Here is a 15,187-nt window from a genome sequence, read left to right as displayed (position 1 = left end):
CGCACGGGCCCGCCGGTACCAAGGCTAATGGTCCAGGGGCCGGTGACAAGACGTCGCCGAGTTGTTCCTCGCGCTGGGAACTACCCTGGTCCGGTGCGTGACAAAACCCAAGCGAATTCCGCCGCGGCCGGCGACTGGCTGATCCGTGCCGGTGCGATCGTGTTCTTCGTCGGAACGGTGGCCACTATGGTCACTGTGGCCCCGCTGCTGCTCGGGACGAAGCCTTTCCCGACCTACATGTTCGGCCTGAGCATGCTCATGGGAGTGGGCTTCCTGATGGCCGGTGCGGGGCTGCTCCAGTCGATCGCGGAGGGCCGCAGGCGGGCACGCGACACCCGGTCGTAGCGGGCCGGGACCGCCCGCCGCTACCGGGGCTCGTACGCCGTCAGCCAGGCGGGGAACTCGGTGAGGTCGGCGAGGACGACGTCCGCGCCCGCGTCCCTCAGTTCGTCGGCGGCACAGGGGCCGGTGGCGACGGCGACGGAGTACGCGTCAGCTCTGCGGGCGCCACGGACGTCACCGGTGTGGTCGCCCACGTAGACGGCCGCGCCGTGCTCGACCAGCGCCTCCGCCTTGCGCTCAGCCCACAGGTCACCGATCACCGCGTCCGGTTCGATGCCGAGGTGCTCCAGGTGCAGCTTGGCGTTGGGCTCGTACTTGGCGGTGACGACGATCGCCCTCCCGCCGGCCGCCCGCACGGCCTCGATCGCGTCGCGGGCACCGGCCATGGCGGGCGTCGCGGCGATCGCGGTGGCGGGGTACATCTCCCGGTAGAGGTCGGCCGTCGCGTCGATCCGCTCCGCCGGGAACCAGTTGACCAGCTCGTCCACCAGCGGCGGCCCGAGCCGGGTGATGACCAGGTCGGCGTCTATGTACGTCCCCGTACGCGCGGAAAGCTCCTGGTAGCAGGCGCGGATACCGGGCCGGGAGTCGATCAGCGTCATGTCGAGGTCGAAGCCGACCGTGAGGGCGCGAGAGGTCATGTGAGCCATTGTTCCCGGTCACGCCCGCGGCGCCTGCCGTGGGTCCGCGCCCTCACCTCACGCGCTGTGAGCGCCACACCAGGTACAGGGCCGACGCGACGGCCGCTCCGCGGAGGACCCATGGCCAGGTCTCGACGACCGCGTCGCTCATGTGACCCTGGGCGATCGGATCGCCCCAGCGGCCGTCCGTGCGGCCCCAGAGCCAGACGATGCCGGCGGCCGCGATCAGGCCGGGCATGCCCATGACCGCCCACTTGGACTCGATGGGGGTCAGCCGACGGGACGCCCACGCGATGATCCAGCCAAGGCCCAGCGCGACCCAGTTGCCGATGACCGCACCGGCGACCAGGAGCAGGGCGGCGAGCAGCAACAGGGGGTTGCGCCGACCGCTGAGGCGGGGCAGACGGCGACGCGAGCCGGCGGCCTCCTCCCCGGCGGGGTCTGCCTCCACGGCCGGTTGCGGGTCCGGATCCGTGCGGTCGCCCTCCGGCTTCGACGTGTCCTTCGGCGGAGGTGTCAGCAGTTCGGGGATCTCCAGGCCGCCGACGAACCCCGGGACACCGTCCCCGAGCCCGAACGCGCTGCCGCCGGGGCCGCCGTCCGCGCGCCACCAGTCGGGCCTGGTGGCGCTGTCGCCGAGTTCGTGCGCACCGGCCAGATGGGGCGGGGAGGGCGCGTTCCGGGACGTGTCGGCGGGCGAGGGCTCGGCTGGGCGGGGACGGGGCACTACGCGGCGCAGGCCCCTGGGGCGGTCGTCGGGACCGGGACGGGACACGACGCGGCGCAGGCCCCTTGGACGGTCGTCCGCCGGGTCCGCGCGCTGAGCGGGTACGTCGGCGGCGGGGCTGGGCGCGACGCCGCCGGGAGCGTCGACGGACGCGGCGGCGACGACCTCGTCGGGGGTGCCGAGACGGGCGAGGATGCGACGCACGGCGGCCGGGCTGTCGGCCTGGGACTGCGCCCGGTCCTGGTCGATCTCCCGGCGCAGCCCGGCGACGAGCCGCATGCGCGCGCCCGACGGCAGCTGTTGTTGCTGGGCCAGGTCGCCGACCTTGCTCAGATAGTCGAAGACGAGCTGGTCGCTCTCGATCCCCACGAAGTCCCTCCGGGATACGCCGCGTTCCCCGTACCGTATCCCGGGCGCGCCGCCATCGGAGGGGCTGCGCGCCCTGACTTCGTGTCGGCCTCGGCTGCCTCTTCGAACGCCGGACGGGCCCGGACCGGGCCGAACGGCGGCGACCTCCGCGCCACCCCCGCCTCACCCGCTACCGTGGACCGGATGACCCCCGAGGCGCGCTCACGCAAGGAACCACCGGCCACCGGCGGCACCACGACACCCCGCTCGCTGGCCGAGTCCCTGCGCGCGCAGGACGACGCCTCCCTGTCGGCCCTCCTCCGTGCCCGCCCGGACCTCATCACGCCCGTCCCCACCGACCTCGCCCAGCTCGCCGCCCGTGCCACCACCCGTGCGAGCGTCGTCCGCGCGCTGGAGCGCCTGGACCGGTTCGCCCAGCAGACCGCTCAGGCACTGGCCGTGGCCGCGGACCCGGCCACCTACGACGAACTCCTCGGCCTGCTGGCCGGCGACGGCGGCGCGGAGGCCGACCCCGTCGTCGACATGGCCCTCACAGGCGCTCTCGACACCCTCCGAGAGCAGGCCCTCGTCTGGGGCACCGACGAGCATCTCCGTCTCGTCCGCTCGGCCCGGGAGCTGCTCGCCCCCTCCCCGCAGCACCCCTCGCCCACCGGCCTCGGCCCCACCGTCGCCGAGGCCACCGCGGGAATGTCCCCCGGCCGGATCCAGGAGATCCTGACCGCCACCGGGCTGCCGACCACGCACGACGCCGTGTCCGCCGTGGCCTCGCTCACCGCCCTGTTCACCGACCGCGCCCGCACGTCCGCGCTCCTGGCGGCCGCCCCCGCCGAATCCCTCGACGTGCTGTCCCGACTGGTGTGGGGTCCGCCGTACGGCCAGGTCACCCCGCACCCCGCCCCGCATCTGCGCTGGCTCCTCGACCGGGGCCTGCTGCTGCCGACGGCGCCCGGCACGGTCGTACTCCCCCGCGAGGTGGCCCTGCACCTGCGCTCCGGCCGCGCGCACCGCCACACCGAGCCGCTCCCGCCCCTCGTGGCAACCGCCGCGACGTACCGTCCGCAGGTGGTGGACGCGACGGCGGCCGCGCAGGCGTACACCGCGCTCGCGACGGTCGAGGAGCTGCTGAAGGACTGGGACGAGGGCGGGCCGCTGGTGCTGCGCGCGGGCGGCCTGAGCGTGCGCGACCTCAAGCGGACGGCCGTGGCGCTCGACCTGACCGAGCCCGACGCCGCCTTCTGGGTCGAACTGGCCTATGCCGCAGGCCTGTTGGCGACGGACGGCGAGGCGGACGAGCGGTACGCGGCGACCCCGGCGTACGACGAGTGGCGCGAGCTGCCCGCCGCCGAGCGGTGGACCCGGCTCGCCACCGCCTGGCTCACGGCGACCCGCACCCCGGGCCTGGTCGGCGGCCGGGACGCCAAGGACCGTACGCTCTCGGCGCTCGGCCCCGGCCTCGACCGCTCGGCCGCGCCGGAGGTCCGCCACCGCGTCCTGACCCTGCTCGCCGCTCTGCCCGAGGGCGCCTCGGTCGCCACCGACTCGATGCTGTCCCGCCTGAGCTGGGAGCGCCCGTCTCGCGGCGACCGGCCGGCGGGCGACGACCTGCGTACCCGCCTCGCCCGGTGGGCGCTGTCCGAGGCCGAGACGCTGGGCGTCACGGGCCGCGGCGCCTTGTCCACCCACGGTCGCGCCCTGCTCGGCCGGGGTCCGGACCACCCGCCGGTCCCGGCCGGACCGGGCGACAAGCTCCCCGTCCACCGGCAGCACCACCGGTCCCTCCCGGACGAACCCCTCTCCGCCGCGGAGCGGGCGACGGCCGCCACCCGCGCCGCACGCCTCCTCGCTCCGCTGCTTCCCGAGCCCCTGGACCATGTGCTGCTCCAGGCGGACCTGACCGCGGTGGCCCCCGGCCCGCTGGAGCGCCCGCTGGCCGAGGTGCTCGGCGTGCTCGCGGACGTCGAGTCGAAGGGCGGTGCGACGGTCTACCGCTTCACGCCCGCCTCCGTACGCCGCGCCCTGGACGCGGGCCGTTCGGCCTCGGACCTGCACGCATTCCTCACCGCGCACTCCCGCACCCCGGTCCCGCAGCCGCTCACCTATCTGATCGACGACGTGGCCCGCAGGCACGGACATCTGCGCGTAGGGGCGGCCTCGGCATACGTGCGCTGCGACGACGACGCCCTGCTGAACGAGATCCTCGCCGACAAGCGCGCGGCCTCCCTGGGGCTGCGCCGGCTGGCCCCGACGGTCCTGGCCGCCCAGGCCGACCCGGCGACGCTCCTCGACGGCCTGCGGGCGTTGGGTTTCGCCCCGGCCGCGGAGTCCGCCGAGGGCGATGTCCTGATCGCCCGCGCGCACGCCCACCGCACCCCGCCGCGGACGCCGCCGACGCCGGTCCCGGACGGGCCCCCGACCCCCGACGCCTCGCTCCTCACGGCGGCCCTCCGTGCCATTCGCGCCGGCGACCTGGCCTCCACGACCCCGCACAAGACCGGCACGGCACCCGCCACCAGCGGCGACCTCCCCCGCACCACCCCCGCCGAGACCCTGGCCACCATGCAGGCCGCCGTCCTCATCGGCGGCTCCGTCTGGATCGGCTACGTCAACGCCGAGGGGACCGCCTCCCAACGCCTCATCGCCCCCGTCCGTGTGGAGGGAGGCTTCGTCACGGCCTACGACCACACTGCGGACGAGGTCCGCACGTATGCGCTGCACAGGGTCACGGGGGTCGCGGAGCTCGCGGACGACCAGGTGTGATCACCCCACAATGAGGCACACTGGACGTTTGGCCACACGGAAAGGATGCCGCGCGTGAGTGGTCCGCTCATCGTTCAGTCCGACAAGACCCTGCTCCTCGAGGTCGACCACGAGCAGGCCGACGACTGCCGTCGGGCCATCGCGCCGTTCGCCGAGCTGGAGCGGGCGCCGGAGCACATCCACACCTATCGGGTGACTCCGCTCGGGCTGTGGAACGCACGGGCGGCCGGGCACGACGCCGAGCAGGTCGTGGACGCGCTCGTGCAGTACAGCCGGTACCCGGTGCCGCACGCGCTGCTCGTCGACATCGCCGAGACCATGGACCGGTACGGGCGGCTGACCCTCACCAAGCACCCCGCCCACGGGCTGGTGCTCACCTCCACCGACCGGCCCGTCCTGGAGGAGGTGCTGCGGTCCAAGCGGATCACCCCGCTGGTCGGGGCCCGGATCGACCAGGACAGCGTCGCCGTTCATCCGTCCGAGCGCGGGCAGATCAAGCAGACGCTGCTCAAGCTGGGCTGGCCCGCCGAGGACCTGGCCGGGTACGTCGACGGCGAGGCGCACCCCATCGAGCTGCGCGAGGACGGCTGGGCCCTGCGGGCCTACCAGAAGCAGGCCGTGGAGAACTTCTGGCACGGCGGCAGCGGAGTCGTCGTCCTGCCCTGTGGGGCGGGCAAGACGCTCGTCGGCGCGGGCTCCATGGCCCAGGCCAAGGCCACCACCCTCATCCTCGTCACCAACACCGTCTCCGCCCGACAGTGGAAGCACGAGCTGGTGAAGCGCACGTCGCTCACCGAGGACGAGATCGGCGAGTACTCCGGCACACGCAAGGAGATCCGCCCGGTCACCATCGCCACCTACCAGGTGCTCACCACCAAGCGGAAGGGTGTCTACCCGCACCTGGAGCTGTTCGACTCCCGGGACTGGGGGCTCATCGTCTACGACGAGGTGCACCTGCTGCCCGCGCCCGTCTTCAAGTTCACGGCGGACCTGCAGGCGCGCCGGCGGCTCGGGCTGACGGCGACCCTGGTGCGGGAGGACGGCCGCGAGTCGGACGTGTTCTCCCTCATCGGACCCAAGCGGTTCGACGCGCCCTGGAAGGAGATCGAGGCCCAGGGGTACATCGCGCCCGCCGACTGCGTGGAGGTGCGGGTGAACCTCACCGACTCCGAGCGGCTCGCGTACGCCACCGCCGAGACCGAGGAGAAGTACCGGTTCTGCGCCACCACCGACACCAAGCGGAAGGTGACCGAGGCGCTGGTGCGGCGCTTCGCCGGGCAGCAGATCCTCGTCATCGGGCAGTACATCGACCAGTTGGACGAGCTGGGCGAGCACCTGGGCGCTCCCGTCATCAAGGGCGAGACCTCCAACGCCCAGCGCGAGAAGCTCTTCGACGCCTTCCGTGAGGGCGAGATCAGTGTGCTCGTCGTGTCCAAGGTGGCGAACTTCTCCATCGACCTGCCGGAGGCGACCGTCGCCATCCAGGTGTCGGGGACGTTCGGGTCGCGGCAGGAGGAGGCCCAGCGGCTGGGACGGGTGCTGCGGCCCAAGGCCGACGGACACCAGGCGCACTTCTACTCGGTCGTGGCCCGCGACACCATCGACCAGGACTTCGCCGCCCACCGCCAGCGCTTCCTGGCGGAACAGGGGTACGCGTACCGGATCATGGACGCGGACGAGCTGCTGGCCGGAGAGAGCTGAGAGCCGGGGACGGGCGCCGCTACCGGTGGCGGCGCACGCCCATCTCCTCGCAGTACTCACCGAAGAGAAGCACGTCGAACGCGGCGCCCGCGAACACCCTCACGGCACGCAGCACGTCACCGAGGCGGTGGCGGCGGTGCGCCTGGCCGAGGGCGGTCGCACCGGACGGCGGTCCGGGCCGGCCGGGGACGGCGGAGACGGTTGCTGCACTCATGTTCCCCATGGTGGAACCGCTTGACCCGGATGGCGTCGGTCCAAGGACGTAACCTGCGCGGCTTGCTTCTCCCACCGTCGTGAGCCCGTGTCCCGCCTGAGGGCATGAGGCTGCGGGAAATCCATTGGCCGCCGTGATAGGCGTTCACCTACAATCCCGTCCCTTGCCCGCCTCCCCTCGCGGAGAGCCGTCGTCCGGACGGAAACCGGACGGCTGAACCGCCACTCGCGGACGGCTGAAACCATCACTCGACACCGTGACGGCCGGCCCGCGAGCCGGTGAACCTTTCCGGTCACCGCACCAGCGTTCCCGACTTCGCTCGAACCCGCCCCGGAGGCAGCCTCCCGTGTCCACGTCGTCCATCCCGTCCGCCCCCGACCCCCTCTCCCGCGAGCGCTCCCATCTCACCGCCTCCCGGGCGGCGCTGCGCGCGATGCGCGAGGACGCGGAGAACCTCGACATCAGCAACGTCACAGCGAACTGGGTCAACGCCGCGGTTCTCGCCCGCCAGATCGACGAGCGCATCAAGGCCCTCGCCGACCTGAGCCACACCCCGCTCTTCTTCGGCCGCCTCGACTACCTGCACGCTCCCCCACTCTCGACTTCGCTCGAGCGGGGGGACCCCCATGGCGCTGACCAGGCGGAGGGCGCGGAGGGCGAGAACTTCTACATCGGGCGGCGGCACGTCCACGACGCGGACGGCGACCCGATGGTGATCGACTGGCGCGCGCCCGTCTCCCAGCCGTTCTACCGGGCCTCGAAGAAGGACCCGATGGACATCGCGCTGCGCCGCCGCTTCGGCTACACCGGCGGCGACCTCACCGCGTACGAGGACGAACGCCTCTTGGACCCCGCCGAGGCGGCGACCACCAGCAAGCTGCTCCAGCAGGAGATCGAGCGCCCGCGCGTCGGCCCGATGCGTGACATCGTCGCCACCATCCAGCCCGAGCAGGACGAGATCGTCCGCAGCGGGCTGTCCGGCACCGTCTGTGTGCAGGGAGGCCCGGGGACGGGCAAGACCGCGGTGGGCCTGCACCGGGTCGCGTACCTCCTCTACGCCCATCGCGAGCGGCTCGCCCGCACCGGCACCCTCGTCATCGGCCCCAACAGGTCCTTCCTGCACTACATCGAGCAGGTGCTGCCCGCTCTCGGCGAGCTGGCGGTCACGCAGGCGACGGTCGACGACCTCGTCGCGCATGTCGAGGTGCGCGGGGACGACACCGCGGCCGCCGCCGTCGTCAAGGGCGACGCCCGCATGGCGGAGGTTCTGCGCAGGGCCGTCCGCTCACACGTCACCCTGCCCACCGAGCCGGTCGTGGTGGTGCGCGGCTCACGGCGCTGGCGGGTACCCGCGTACGAACTGGAGGCGATCGTCGCGGAGTTGCTCGCCCGGGACATCCGCTACGGCGCTGCCCGCGAGGCCCTTCCGCAGCGGATCGCGCACGCCGTGCTCGTCCAGATGGAGCGGTCCGGGGAGGCGCCGGACGACCGCGTGCAGGACGCCGTCGCCCGCAACTCGGCCGTGAAGGCGGCGGTCAAGGCGATCTGGCCGCCCGTCGATCCCGCCAAGCTGGTCCTGCGGCTGCTCACCGACGCCGACTTCCTCGCCGAACACGCGGACGGGGTCCTCGACGGTGACGAGCAGAAGGAGATCCTCTGGGCGAAGCCGGTGCGGTCCGTGAAGTCCGCCCGGTGGTCGGCCGCGGACGCCGTGCTGATCGACGAGGCGGCCGACCTCGTCCAGCGCACGCACTCGCTCGGGCATGTCGTCCTCGACGAGGCGCAGGACCTCTCACCGATGCAGTACCGGGCCGTCGGCCGCCGCTGCACGACCGGTTCGGCGACCGTGCTGGGCGATCTCGCGCAGGGCACCACGCCCTGGGCGACGCGCAGTTGGCAGGAGGCGCTCGCCCATCTCGGGAAGTCCGACGCGGCCATCGAGGAGCTGACGGCCGGTTTCCGTGTGCCGACGGACGTGATCACGTACGCCTCCCGGCTGCTGCCGCACATCGCGCCGGGTCTGACGCCGGTCGCGTCGGTGCGTGAGAACCCCGGGTTCTTCGAGGTGCGGGCGACCGCGACGGACTCCGATGTCATCGCCGCCTGCACGGAGCTGCTGCTGCGGGAGGGCTCGACCGGTCTGATCGCCGCCGACGCCCGCGTCCCCGCGCTCGCCGAGGCGCTCGCCGAGGCCGGCATCGGCCATCTCGGCCCCGGTGAGGAGACCACGCGGGAGACCCGGCTGACCCTGGTCCCGGCGTCGCTCGCCAAGGGGCTTGAGTACGACTACGTGGTCCTCGACGAGCCGCAGGCCGTCGTCGACGGCGAACCGGACGAACGAACGGGCCTGCGCCGCCTGTATGTGGCCCTGACCCGAGCGGTCTCGGGCCTGATCGTCACCCACACGGCACCACTGCCGCCCCAGCTGGGCTGAACGGCACGGCCCCCGGCGCCTACAGGACGAGGGCACCGGGGGCCGCGGGGGACGCCTGGATCAGTTGGACGTCTTGAACTTCTTGCTGACCGCCAGGTACATCTGCTTGGCACCCGTGCCCAGTCGCGGTCCGCTCACCCAGGACCTGCGGTCACTCAGGGAGCTGTTCGACACCAGGTACGTGCGCTTGTTGTGCGTCATGAACCAAGGACCGCCCGAGGCGCCGCCGTTCAGCGTGCAGCCGATCATGTACATCGCCGGGTACTTGCTCGGGTAGCTGTAGCCGAGCACCGAGCGCTTGGTCGCGCCGCGGCAGTCGTACATCTTCGAGCCGTCGTACGGGGACTCGGCCGGGTAGCCGCGGACCTTCATGCTCTTGATCTTGTTGGCCGCGGGGGCGTTGAACCACACCGGGAGCGCCGAACCGATCGACTCCTGGAGGGACTTCTTCCCCTTCTCGGGCTTCACGTGCAGCAGCGCGTAGTCGTAGGTGTTGGCCACGGTGCCCGTGTGGGTGCCGCCCTTGATCCACGCCTGGGACGTAGAGGCCCAGTTCGCCCACCAGATGCCGTACGGGGAGACCGACTTGGAGCGGATGTTCTGCCCCGCCTGCTGCATGTTGTAGCGGCCGGTGTTGTCGAACGACGGCACGAAGGCGATGTTGCGGAACCAGCCGCCGCCCTTGCCCGCGTGCACGCAGTGGCCGGCCGTCCACACCAGGTTGGACTTGCCGGGGTGCGCGGGGTCGGTGACGACCGCGCCGGAGCACACCATGCTGCCCTGCGGGGTGGTGAAGAAGATCTTGCCCACGGGTGGTGCGTACCGGTGGTACGTCGTCTTCACCCGCGTCGCGGTCTTGCGCTTCACCTTGCCGTCGGGCGTCCACATGTACGTGGTGCCGCCGCCCGAGCTGGTGCTGGTGCTGCTCGCCTCGGTGACCCCGGGAATGGCCGACTTGGCCTCGGCGACCCGCTCGGGCGTCCAGAAGTCCTTGATGTACGGGTTGGCGAACTCCTCCGCCTTGGACTTCCAGTCACTGAAGTCCTTCCAGCCGCCGTCCTTCCATTTCTGCAGGGCCTGACCGGTGAGGTCGGTGGGAATGCCGTCCGGCAGCTTGAAGCCGCCCAGCGTGTTCCCGCCCTCGTCCTGCCCGGTGTCGACGCCCGGATCATTCTGGTCGCCCTGGGCCGACGACGAGGCGGACGCCTTGCCCTCGTCCTTCGTCTTGCTGTCGCAGGCCGTGGCGGTCACCATGACCGCGGCGATCACGGCGACGGCGGCCGTGACGCCGCGGCGGCGTATGAATGGCATGGAGTTGGCCCCCCTGTGGCTGATTCTTGTCATGCTCCGGCTTGGCCGGAACGCCCCTACTATGCACGCCGGAAGGCGCGCGGTGATCGTCGGGGGACGGTCAGCACACAACAACTACGTGGCGGATATCGCTCCGTGACATGACGTCATGTCACGGCGGTGAAACCACGCCTGCGACGGCGAGCCCTCCGCCACCCACGACACCGGGGCCGGGCCGCGACGGTCGCGTGGCCGCCGCGCCCCGCTCACACCGCCGTGCCGGTCAGCCGTCGACGGCCGTGCGCCACTGGCGTACCGCCTCCGGCGAGACCGGTCCGGTCCAGCCGTGCGGGCGGGCCGCGCCGCCGATGTGGAAGGCGTCGACACCGGCGGCGCGCAGCCGGGGGACGTGGTCGAGGCGGAGGCCACCGCCGACCAGGAGCCGCTGGGTGTGGCCGGGCTCGCCGCGCCGGGCCTGCTCGGCGACCAGGACGGGCAGGCCGTCGTCCACGCCGTCGGGCGAGCCCGCCGTGAGGTAGGCGTCCAGGCCCGGAAGGTCGGCGAGCTGCTTGCGCAGGGACTCACGGTCGGCGGCACGGTCGATCGCACGATGGAAGGTCCAGTGGCAGCCGTCCAGCTCCGCGACCAGCCGGCTGACGGCGTCGAGGTCGGGCCCGCCGTTCTCGTCGAGGAACCCGAGCACGAACTCGTCGGCGCCGGCCGCGCGCAGCTCGCGCGCGACACGTACGAGCGCCTCGATGTCACCGGCCGCGAACCCGTCCCGCAGACGGAGCATCACGCGCAGCGGGATGTCGACGGCGGCACGGATCGCGGTGAAGGTCTCCACCTGCGGGGTGAGCCCGTCGGCGGCCATGTCGGCGACCAGCTCGAGGCGGTCCGCGCCTCCGACCCGGGCGGCGATCGCGTCCTCGACGTCGAGGGCGATCACCTCCAGGACTGCACGCGTACTCATCAGGACCCCTTCCGTCGGTGTTCCCCAGGGCCTGTCGCCCTGGCCGCTACAGGTCTAGTCCAATTCAAGGGTACGCCGAGCGGAGGTGCCGGGACGAGTGGATCGCCGGCCGGCGCGGGCGCCCTCAGCCGAAGATGTTCAGTTCTCCCTCCTCCACTCCCGCCAGCTCGTACCGCGTCCCCGCCGGCGGGCGGCCCGCGTAGAGCCGGATCAGGGTGGACGCGTCACCGATGTACCTGGCCGGCGGGTGCTGCCCGTTCGCGTCGCCCAGTCGCAGCGGCTCGTCGGCGTCGTCGAGGTCGGCGTGGAGCGGGACGTGCGCCTTCTCGTGTGTGATGCGGGCGAGCAGGGCGAGCGCGTACGGCAGTCCGTCCCCCGCGTACGCCCCCGGCTCCCCGAGCGCCTCCCGTACGTCCCCGGCGTGCACCCTCCCCCACTGCCTTGAGGGCGTGGGGGGACCCCCATGCCGAGCGCCACCAGGTCCAGCGCCCCGCCGGCCCGCGCGATCGCGGCGCCCGCCGCGGTCATCCCGTGCTCCAGCTCGTCGACGACCCGGGCGTTCGTCCACCCTGCGCGTTCGGCGATGTCACGGTCGTTCGCCTCGGGACTGAACACGCCCTTCTCGAACCGGCTCTCCACCACCCGAGTCAGCGCGGCCGAACAGTGCGCGAGCACATGCCGCACGGTCCACCCCGGACACGCGGCGGCAGGCAGCGCGAAGTCCACGTCCGGGCGCGCCCGCAGCAGCGGGATGAGCGCATCGCGCTCGACGGTCAGCAGCCGGCCGGGCAGTTCCGGGTCGCGTACGTCGTCACGCAGATCTGCATTCGTCATGGGGTCACGCTAGGCGTGGTCTGCCCCAGGCACCGGTACTTGCGCGTAGTGACGCAGTGCACGTTCGGTGCGTTCTTGGACTTGGTCCGGCTGTCCAGGACCATGACACCTCGCGAGTGAGAGTCCAGGATGATCACGCGGTTGTGACGTGAGCGATACGGGTCCGATCCGAGGTGTTCCGTACCCTCCGCATCGGCCGCTGTTGTCACTGGCGGGCCGTAGGATCGCTCGTGTGATTACGGGCGAGCTGAAGAGCAAGGTGGACCGCGTCTGGGACGCGTTCTGGTCGGGCGGGATCTCCAACCCGCTGGAGGTAATGGAGCAGATCACCTACCTCCTCTTCATCCGGCGTCTGGACGAGCTGCAGTTGGTCAAGGACAAGATGGCCCGGCGCGGCATCCAGGACACCAATCCCTTCTTCGGCCCTGATCAGCAGGACCTGCGCTGGCAGAATTTCAAGGACGCCGAGCCGGCGCAGATGTACAAGACGGTCGCCGAGAGGGTCTTTCCCTATCTGCGCACACTGGGCGGCGAGGACTCCACGTACTCGCACCACATGAAGGACGCCCGCTTCACGATCCCGACGCCGAACCTGCTGTCCAAGGTTGTCCTCCTCCTGGAAGGCATCCCGATGCAGGACAAGGACACCAAGGGCGATCTGTACGAGTACATGCTCGGCAAGATCGCCTCAGCAGGCCAGAACGGGCAGTTCCGCACCCCTCGGCACATCATTCAGCTCATGGTCGAGATGACCGAGCCGAACCCTCGCGACGAGATCTGCGACCCCGCCTGCGGTACGGCCGGATTCCTGGTGAACGCGTCCGAGTACGTGCAGCGTGTCCACAAGGACGACCTGGTCGAGGCCGACAACCAGCATCACTTCAACAACAGCATGTTCCACGGGTTCGACTTCGACTCGACCATGCTTCGCATCGGCTCGATGAACATGCTGCAGCACGACGTCGCGAGCCCGGACATCCGCTACCGCGACTCCCTCTCGCAGAGCGCGGGTGAGGAGACCGACCGCTATTCCTTGATCCTCGCGAACCCGCCCTTCGCCGGCAGCCTCGACTACGAGACGACCTCCTCGGACCTGCTGAAGGTCGTCAAGACCAAGAAGACGGAACTCCTCTTCCTGACTCTCTTCCTCAAGCTGCTCAAGCCGGGCGGCCGGGCCGCGGTGATCGTCCCCGACGGCGTCCTCTTCGGTTCGACGAAGGCGCACAAGGAACTGCGCCGCATGCTGGTGGAGGACCAGAAACTCGACGCGGTGGTGAAGCTCCCGTCGGGCGTCTTCAAGCCGTACGCCGGCGTCTCCACCGCCATCCTCTTCTTCACGAAGACCGATTCCGGTGGCACGGACGAGGTCTGGTTCTATGACGTCCAGGCGGATGGCTTCAGCCTGGACGACAAGCGCAACCCGCTGCTGGCGGAGGACCGCCTGGGCGCCCGCGCCACCGATCTCACGGCCGAGGAGCACGCGAAGAACAACCTCCCGGACGTTCTGACCCGTTGGAAGCGCCGCACCACCGACGAGCGCCACCGTGCCCGTACGGAGCAGAGCTTCTGCGTCTCGAAGTCCGACATCGCCGCTCAGGGCTACGACCTCTCCTTGAACCGCTACAAGGAGATCGTCCACGAGGAGGTCGTGACACGGCCGCCGCTGGAGATCCTGACCGATCTGGAGCAGTTGAACAAGGAGATCGAGGCAGGTACGGCGAAGCTGAGGGAGATGCTGACGTGACGTTGCCTTTTTCTTCGCTCGGCGAGGTTGCGGAGTTCACCAACGGTATGGCCTTCAAGGCCACCGACTGGGGTGATTCGGGAGCGCGGATCATCCGCATCCAGAACCTGACGGACAGCACCAAGCCGTTCAACCGGACACAAAGAGCAGTGCCGGAAGGGGTGAAGGTCCACCCTGGTGACCTCCTTGTCTCCTGGTCGGCCACCCTCGGGGTGTTCGAATGGACCGAACCGGATGTAGCCGTGCTCAATCAGCACATCTTCCGGGTGCAGCCCGACCAGAGCCGAGTGGACAAGCAATACCTGCGCTACGCGATTGGTCACGTATTGCGCGAATCCGAGCGTCATCTGCATGGCGCGACGATGAAGCATGTCAACAAAGGCGACCTGCTGGGTGCGAAGTTCTACTGCCCGTCCACAACGGAGCAGAAGCGCATCGCCACCGTGCTGGAGCGGGTGGACACGCTGCGAGCCGAGCGCCGCCGAGCGATCGCCCTCCTGAGAGAGCTCACACAGTCCGTCTTCATCGACATGTTCGGCGAGCAGTCCCCCGACAAGGGCCGCACGGTCAACTTGGACATGGTCCTGGAGAGGAAGCTGAGCAACGGCATCTCTCCCTCGTCACAGGGCGACGTGGAGGCCAAGGTTCTCACTCTCTCCGCGGTAACCGGAGATTCCTTCAACGGTTCTGCGTGGAAAATGGGAACTTTCACACAAGATCCGACGACTGCTTACGCCGTCACCGAAGATCTCTTCATGGTGTGCCGCGGAAACGGGAATCGAAGGTTGGTCGGGAAAGGAGTGTTCCCGGACGCCGCCATGGCCGACACGGTGTATCCGGACACAGTCCTTTCCGCCCCGATCCGCAGCGACCTGATCGTTCAGGAGTACTTGACCCATGTCTGGGCGACACCACATGTCCGTCACCAGATCGAAAGCGTAGCCCGGACGACAAACGGCACATACAAGGTCAACCAGAAGACAATGGGGGCGGTCACCTTCAAACTGCCCCTTCTTGAGGAGCAGCGTGCGTTTCAGCGCAAGGTGCTCGCCATCCGGCAGACGAAGCAGGCACACGAGAGCCACCTCGACGCTCTGGACGAACTTTTCGTCTCCCTGCAGCGCCGTGCCTTCTCCGGCACTCTCTGAAATGACGGAGCCG

Annotated in this window: 11 protein-coding genes and 1 pseudogene; 6 read left to right on the top strand and 6 right to left on the bottom strand. The window is 70.6% G+C overall.

Translation table 11 applies throughout. The features are described 5' to 3' along the window. The first annotated feature begins 93 nt into the window (after positions 1-93). Positions 94-345 carry a hypothetical protein gene (locus tag ACWDEX_RS13545; protein ID WP_450463426.1) on the top strand — a complete coding sequence of 84 codons (252 nt, stop codon included), beginning with the start codon at positions 94-96 and terminating at the stop codon, positions 343-345. Positions 346-365: 20 nt separating this feature from the next. Here the strand turns inward: ACWDEX_RS13545 and ACWDEX_RS13540 are convergent, their stop codons facing one another. Together ACWDEX_RS13540 and ACWDEX_RS13535 are read right to left on the bottom strand one after the other, a co-directional pair. After that, positions 366-983, bottom strand: a complete 618-nt coding sequence (locus tag ACWDEX_RS13540; protein ID WP_450463425.1) for an HAD family hydrolase — start codon at positions 981-983, stop codon at positions 366-368. A gap of 52 nt (positions 984-1,035) precedes the next feature. Continuing rightward, positions 1,036-2,079 (bottom strand): hypothetical protein, encoded by a 1,044-nt coding sequence (locus tag ACWDEX_RS13535; protein ID WP_450463424.1) that lies wholly within the window; start codon positions 2,077-2,079, stop codon positions 1,036-1,038. A gap of 183 nt (positions 2,080-2,262) precedes the next feature. Here ACWDEX_RS13535 and ACWDEX_RS13530 point away from each other — a divergent pair, with 183 nt between their 5' ends. Next, positions 2,263-4,836, top strand: coding sequence for a helicase-associated domain-containing protein (locus ACWDEX_RS13530; protein ID WP_450463423.1), 2,574 nt, complete (start codon positions 2,263-2,265; stop codon positions 4,834-4,836). Positions 4,837-4,890: 54 nt separating this feature from the next. Then, positions 4,891-6,537, top strand: a complete 1,647-nt coding sequence (locus ACWDEX_RS13525; protein WP_450463422.1) for a DNA repair helicase XPB — start codon at positions 4,891-4,893, stop codon at positions 6,535-6,537. Positions 6,538-6,556: 19 nt separating this feature from the next. Here ACWDEX_RS13525 and ACWDEX_RS13520 read toward each other — a convergent pair whose 3' ends face one another. Beyond that, positions 6,557-6,751: a hypothetical protein gene (locus tag ACWDEX_RS13520; protein WP_450463421.1), complete on the bottom strand. Its 195-nt coding sequence runs from the start codon at positions 6,749-6,751 to the stop codon at positions 6,557-6,559. A gap of 433 nt (positions 6,752-7,184) precedes the next feature. Between ACWDEX_RS13520 and ACWDEX_RS13515 the strand changes: the two genes are divergently transcribed. Further along, a complete protein-coding gene (locus ACWDEX_RS13515) occupies positions 7,185-9,185 on the top strand; it encodes a HelD family protein (protein ID WP_450463475.1) in 2,001 nt (666 codons plus the stop codon). 60 nt (positions 9,186-9,245) lie between these two features. Here ACWDEX_RS13515 and ACWDEX_RS13510 read toward each other — a convergent pair whose 3' ends face one another. The 3 genes and pseudogenes from ACWDEX_RS13510 to ACWDEX_RS13500 form a co-directional block, all read right to left on the bottom strand. Next, complete coding sequence (locus tag ACWDEX_RS13510) at positions 9,246-10,496, bottom strand: trypsin-like serine peptidase (protein WP_450463420.1); 1,251 nt, start codon at positions 10,494-10,496, stop codon at positions 9,246-9,248. Positions 10,497-10,758: 262 nt separating this feature from the next. Continuing rightward, positions 10,759-11,448, bottom strand: coding sequence for a copper homeostasis protein CutC (locus ACWDEX_RS13505; protein ID WP_450463419.1), 690 nt, complete (start codon positions 11,446-11,448; stop codon positions 10,759-10,761). A 124-nt stretch (positions 11,449-11,572) separates the two neighbouring features. Beyond that, positions 11,573-12,282, bottom strand: a pseudogene (locus tag ACWDEX_RS13500) (maleylpyruvate isomerase family mycothiol-dependent enzyme). Positions 12,283-12,514: 232 nt separating this feature from the next. Between ACWDEX_RS13500 and ACWDEX_RS13495 the strand changes: the two are divergent. Next, a complete protein-coding gene (locus ACWDEX_RS13495) occupies positions 12,515-14,026 on the top strand; it encodes a type I restriction-modification system subunit M (RefSeq protein ID WP_450463418.1) in 1,512 nt (503 codons plus the stop codon). Then, positions 14,023-15,174 (top strand): restriction endonuclease subunit S, encoded by a 1,152-nt coding sequence (locus ACWDEX_RS13490; protein WP_450463417.1) that lies wholly within the window; start codon positions 14,023-14,025, stop codon positions 15,172-15,174. The genes ACWDEX_RS13495 and ACWDEX_RS13490 overlap by 4 nt, the downstream gene beginning before the upstream one ends. The last annotated feature ends 13 nt before the right edge of the window (positions 15,175-15,187 follow it).

The sequence above is a fragment of the Streptomyces sp. NPDC001020 genome (genome assembly GCF_053599115.1).
This window is presented reverse-complemented; position numbering and strand designations above follow the sequence as displayed.

Coding starts and splice junctions, on each gene's coding strand:
- ACWDEX_RS13540 (WP_450463425.1), bottom strand. CDS start 983: ATGACCTCTCGCGCCCTCACGGTCGGCTTCGACCTCGACATGACGCTG.
- ACWDEX_RS13530 (WP_450463423.1), top strand. CDS start 2,263: ATGACCCCCGAGGCGCGCTCACGCAAGGAACCACCGGCCACCGGCGGC.
- ACWDEX_RS13520 (WP_450463421.1), bottom strand. CDS start 6,751: ATGAGTGCAGCAACCGTCTCCGCCGTCCCCGGCCGGCCCGGACCGCCG.
- ACWDEX_RS13515 (WP_450463475.1), top strand. CDS start 7,185: ATGCGCGAGGACGCGGAGAACCTCGACATCAGCAACGTCACAGCGAAC.
- ACWDEX_RS13510 (WP_450463420.1), bottom strand. CDS start 10,496: ATGCCATTCATACGCCGCCGCGGCGTCACGGCCGCCGTCGCCGTGATC.
- ACWDEX_RS13505 (WP_450463419.1), bottom strand. CDS start 11,448: ATGAGTACGCGTGCAGTCCTGGAGGTGATCGCCCTCGACGTCGAGGAC.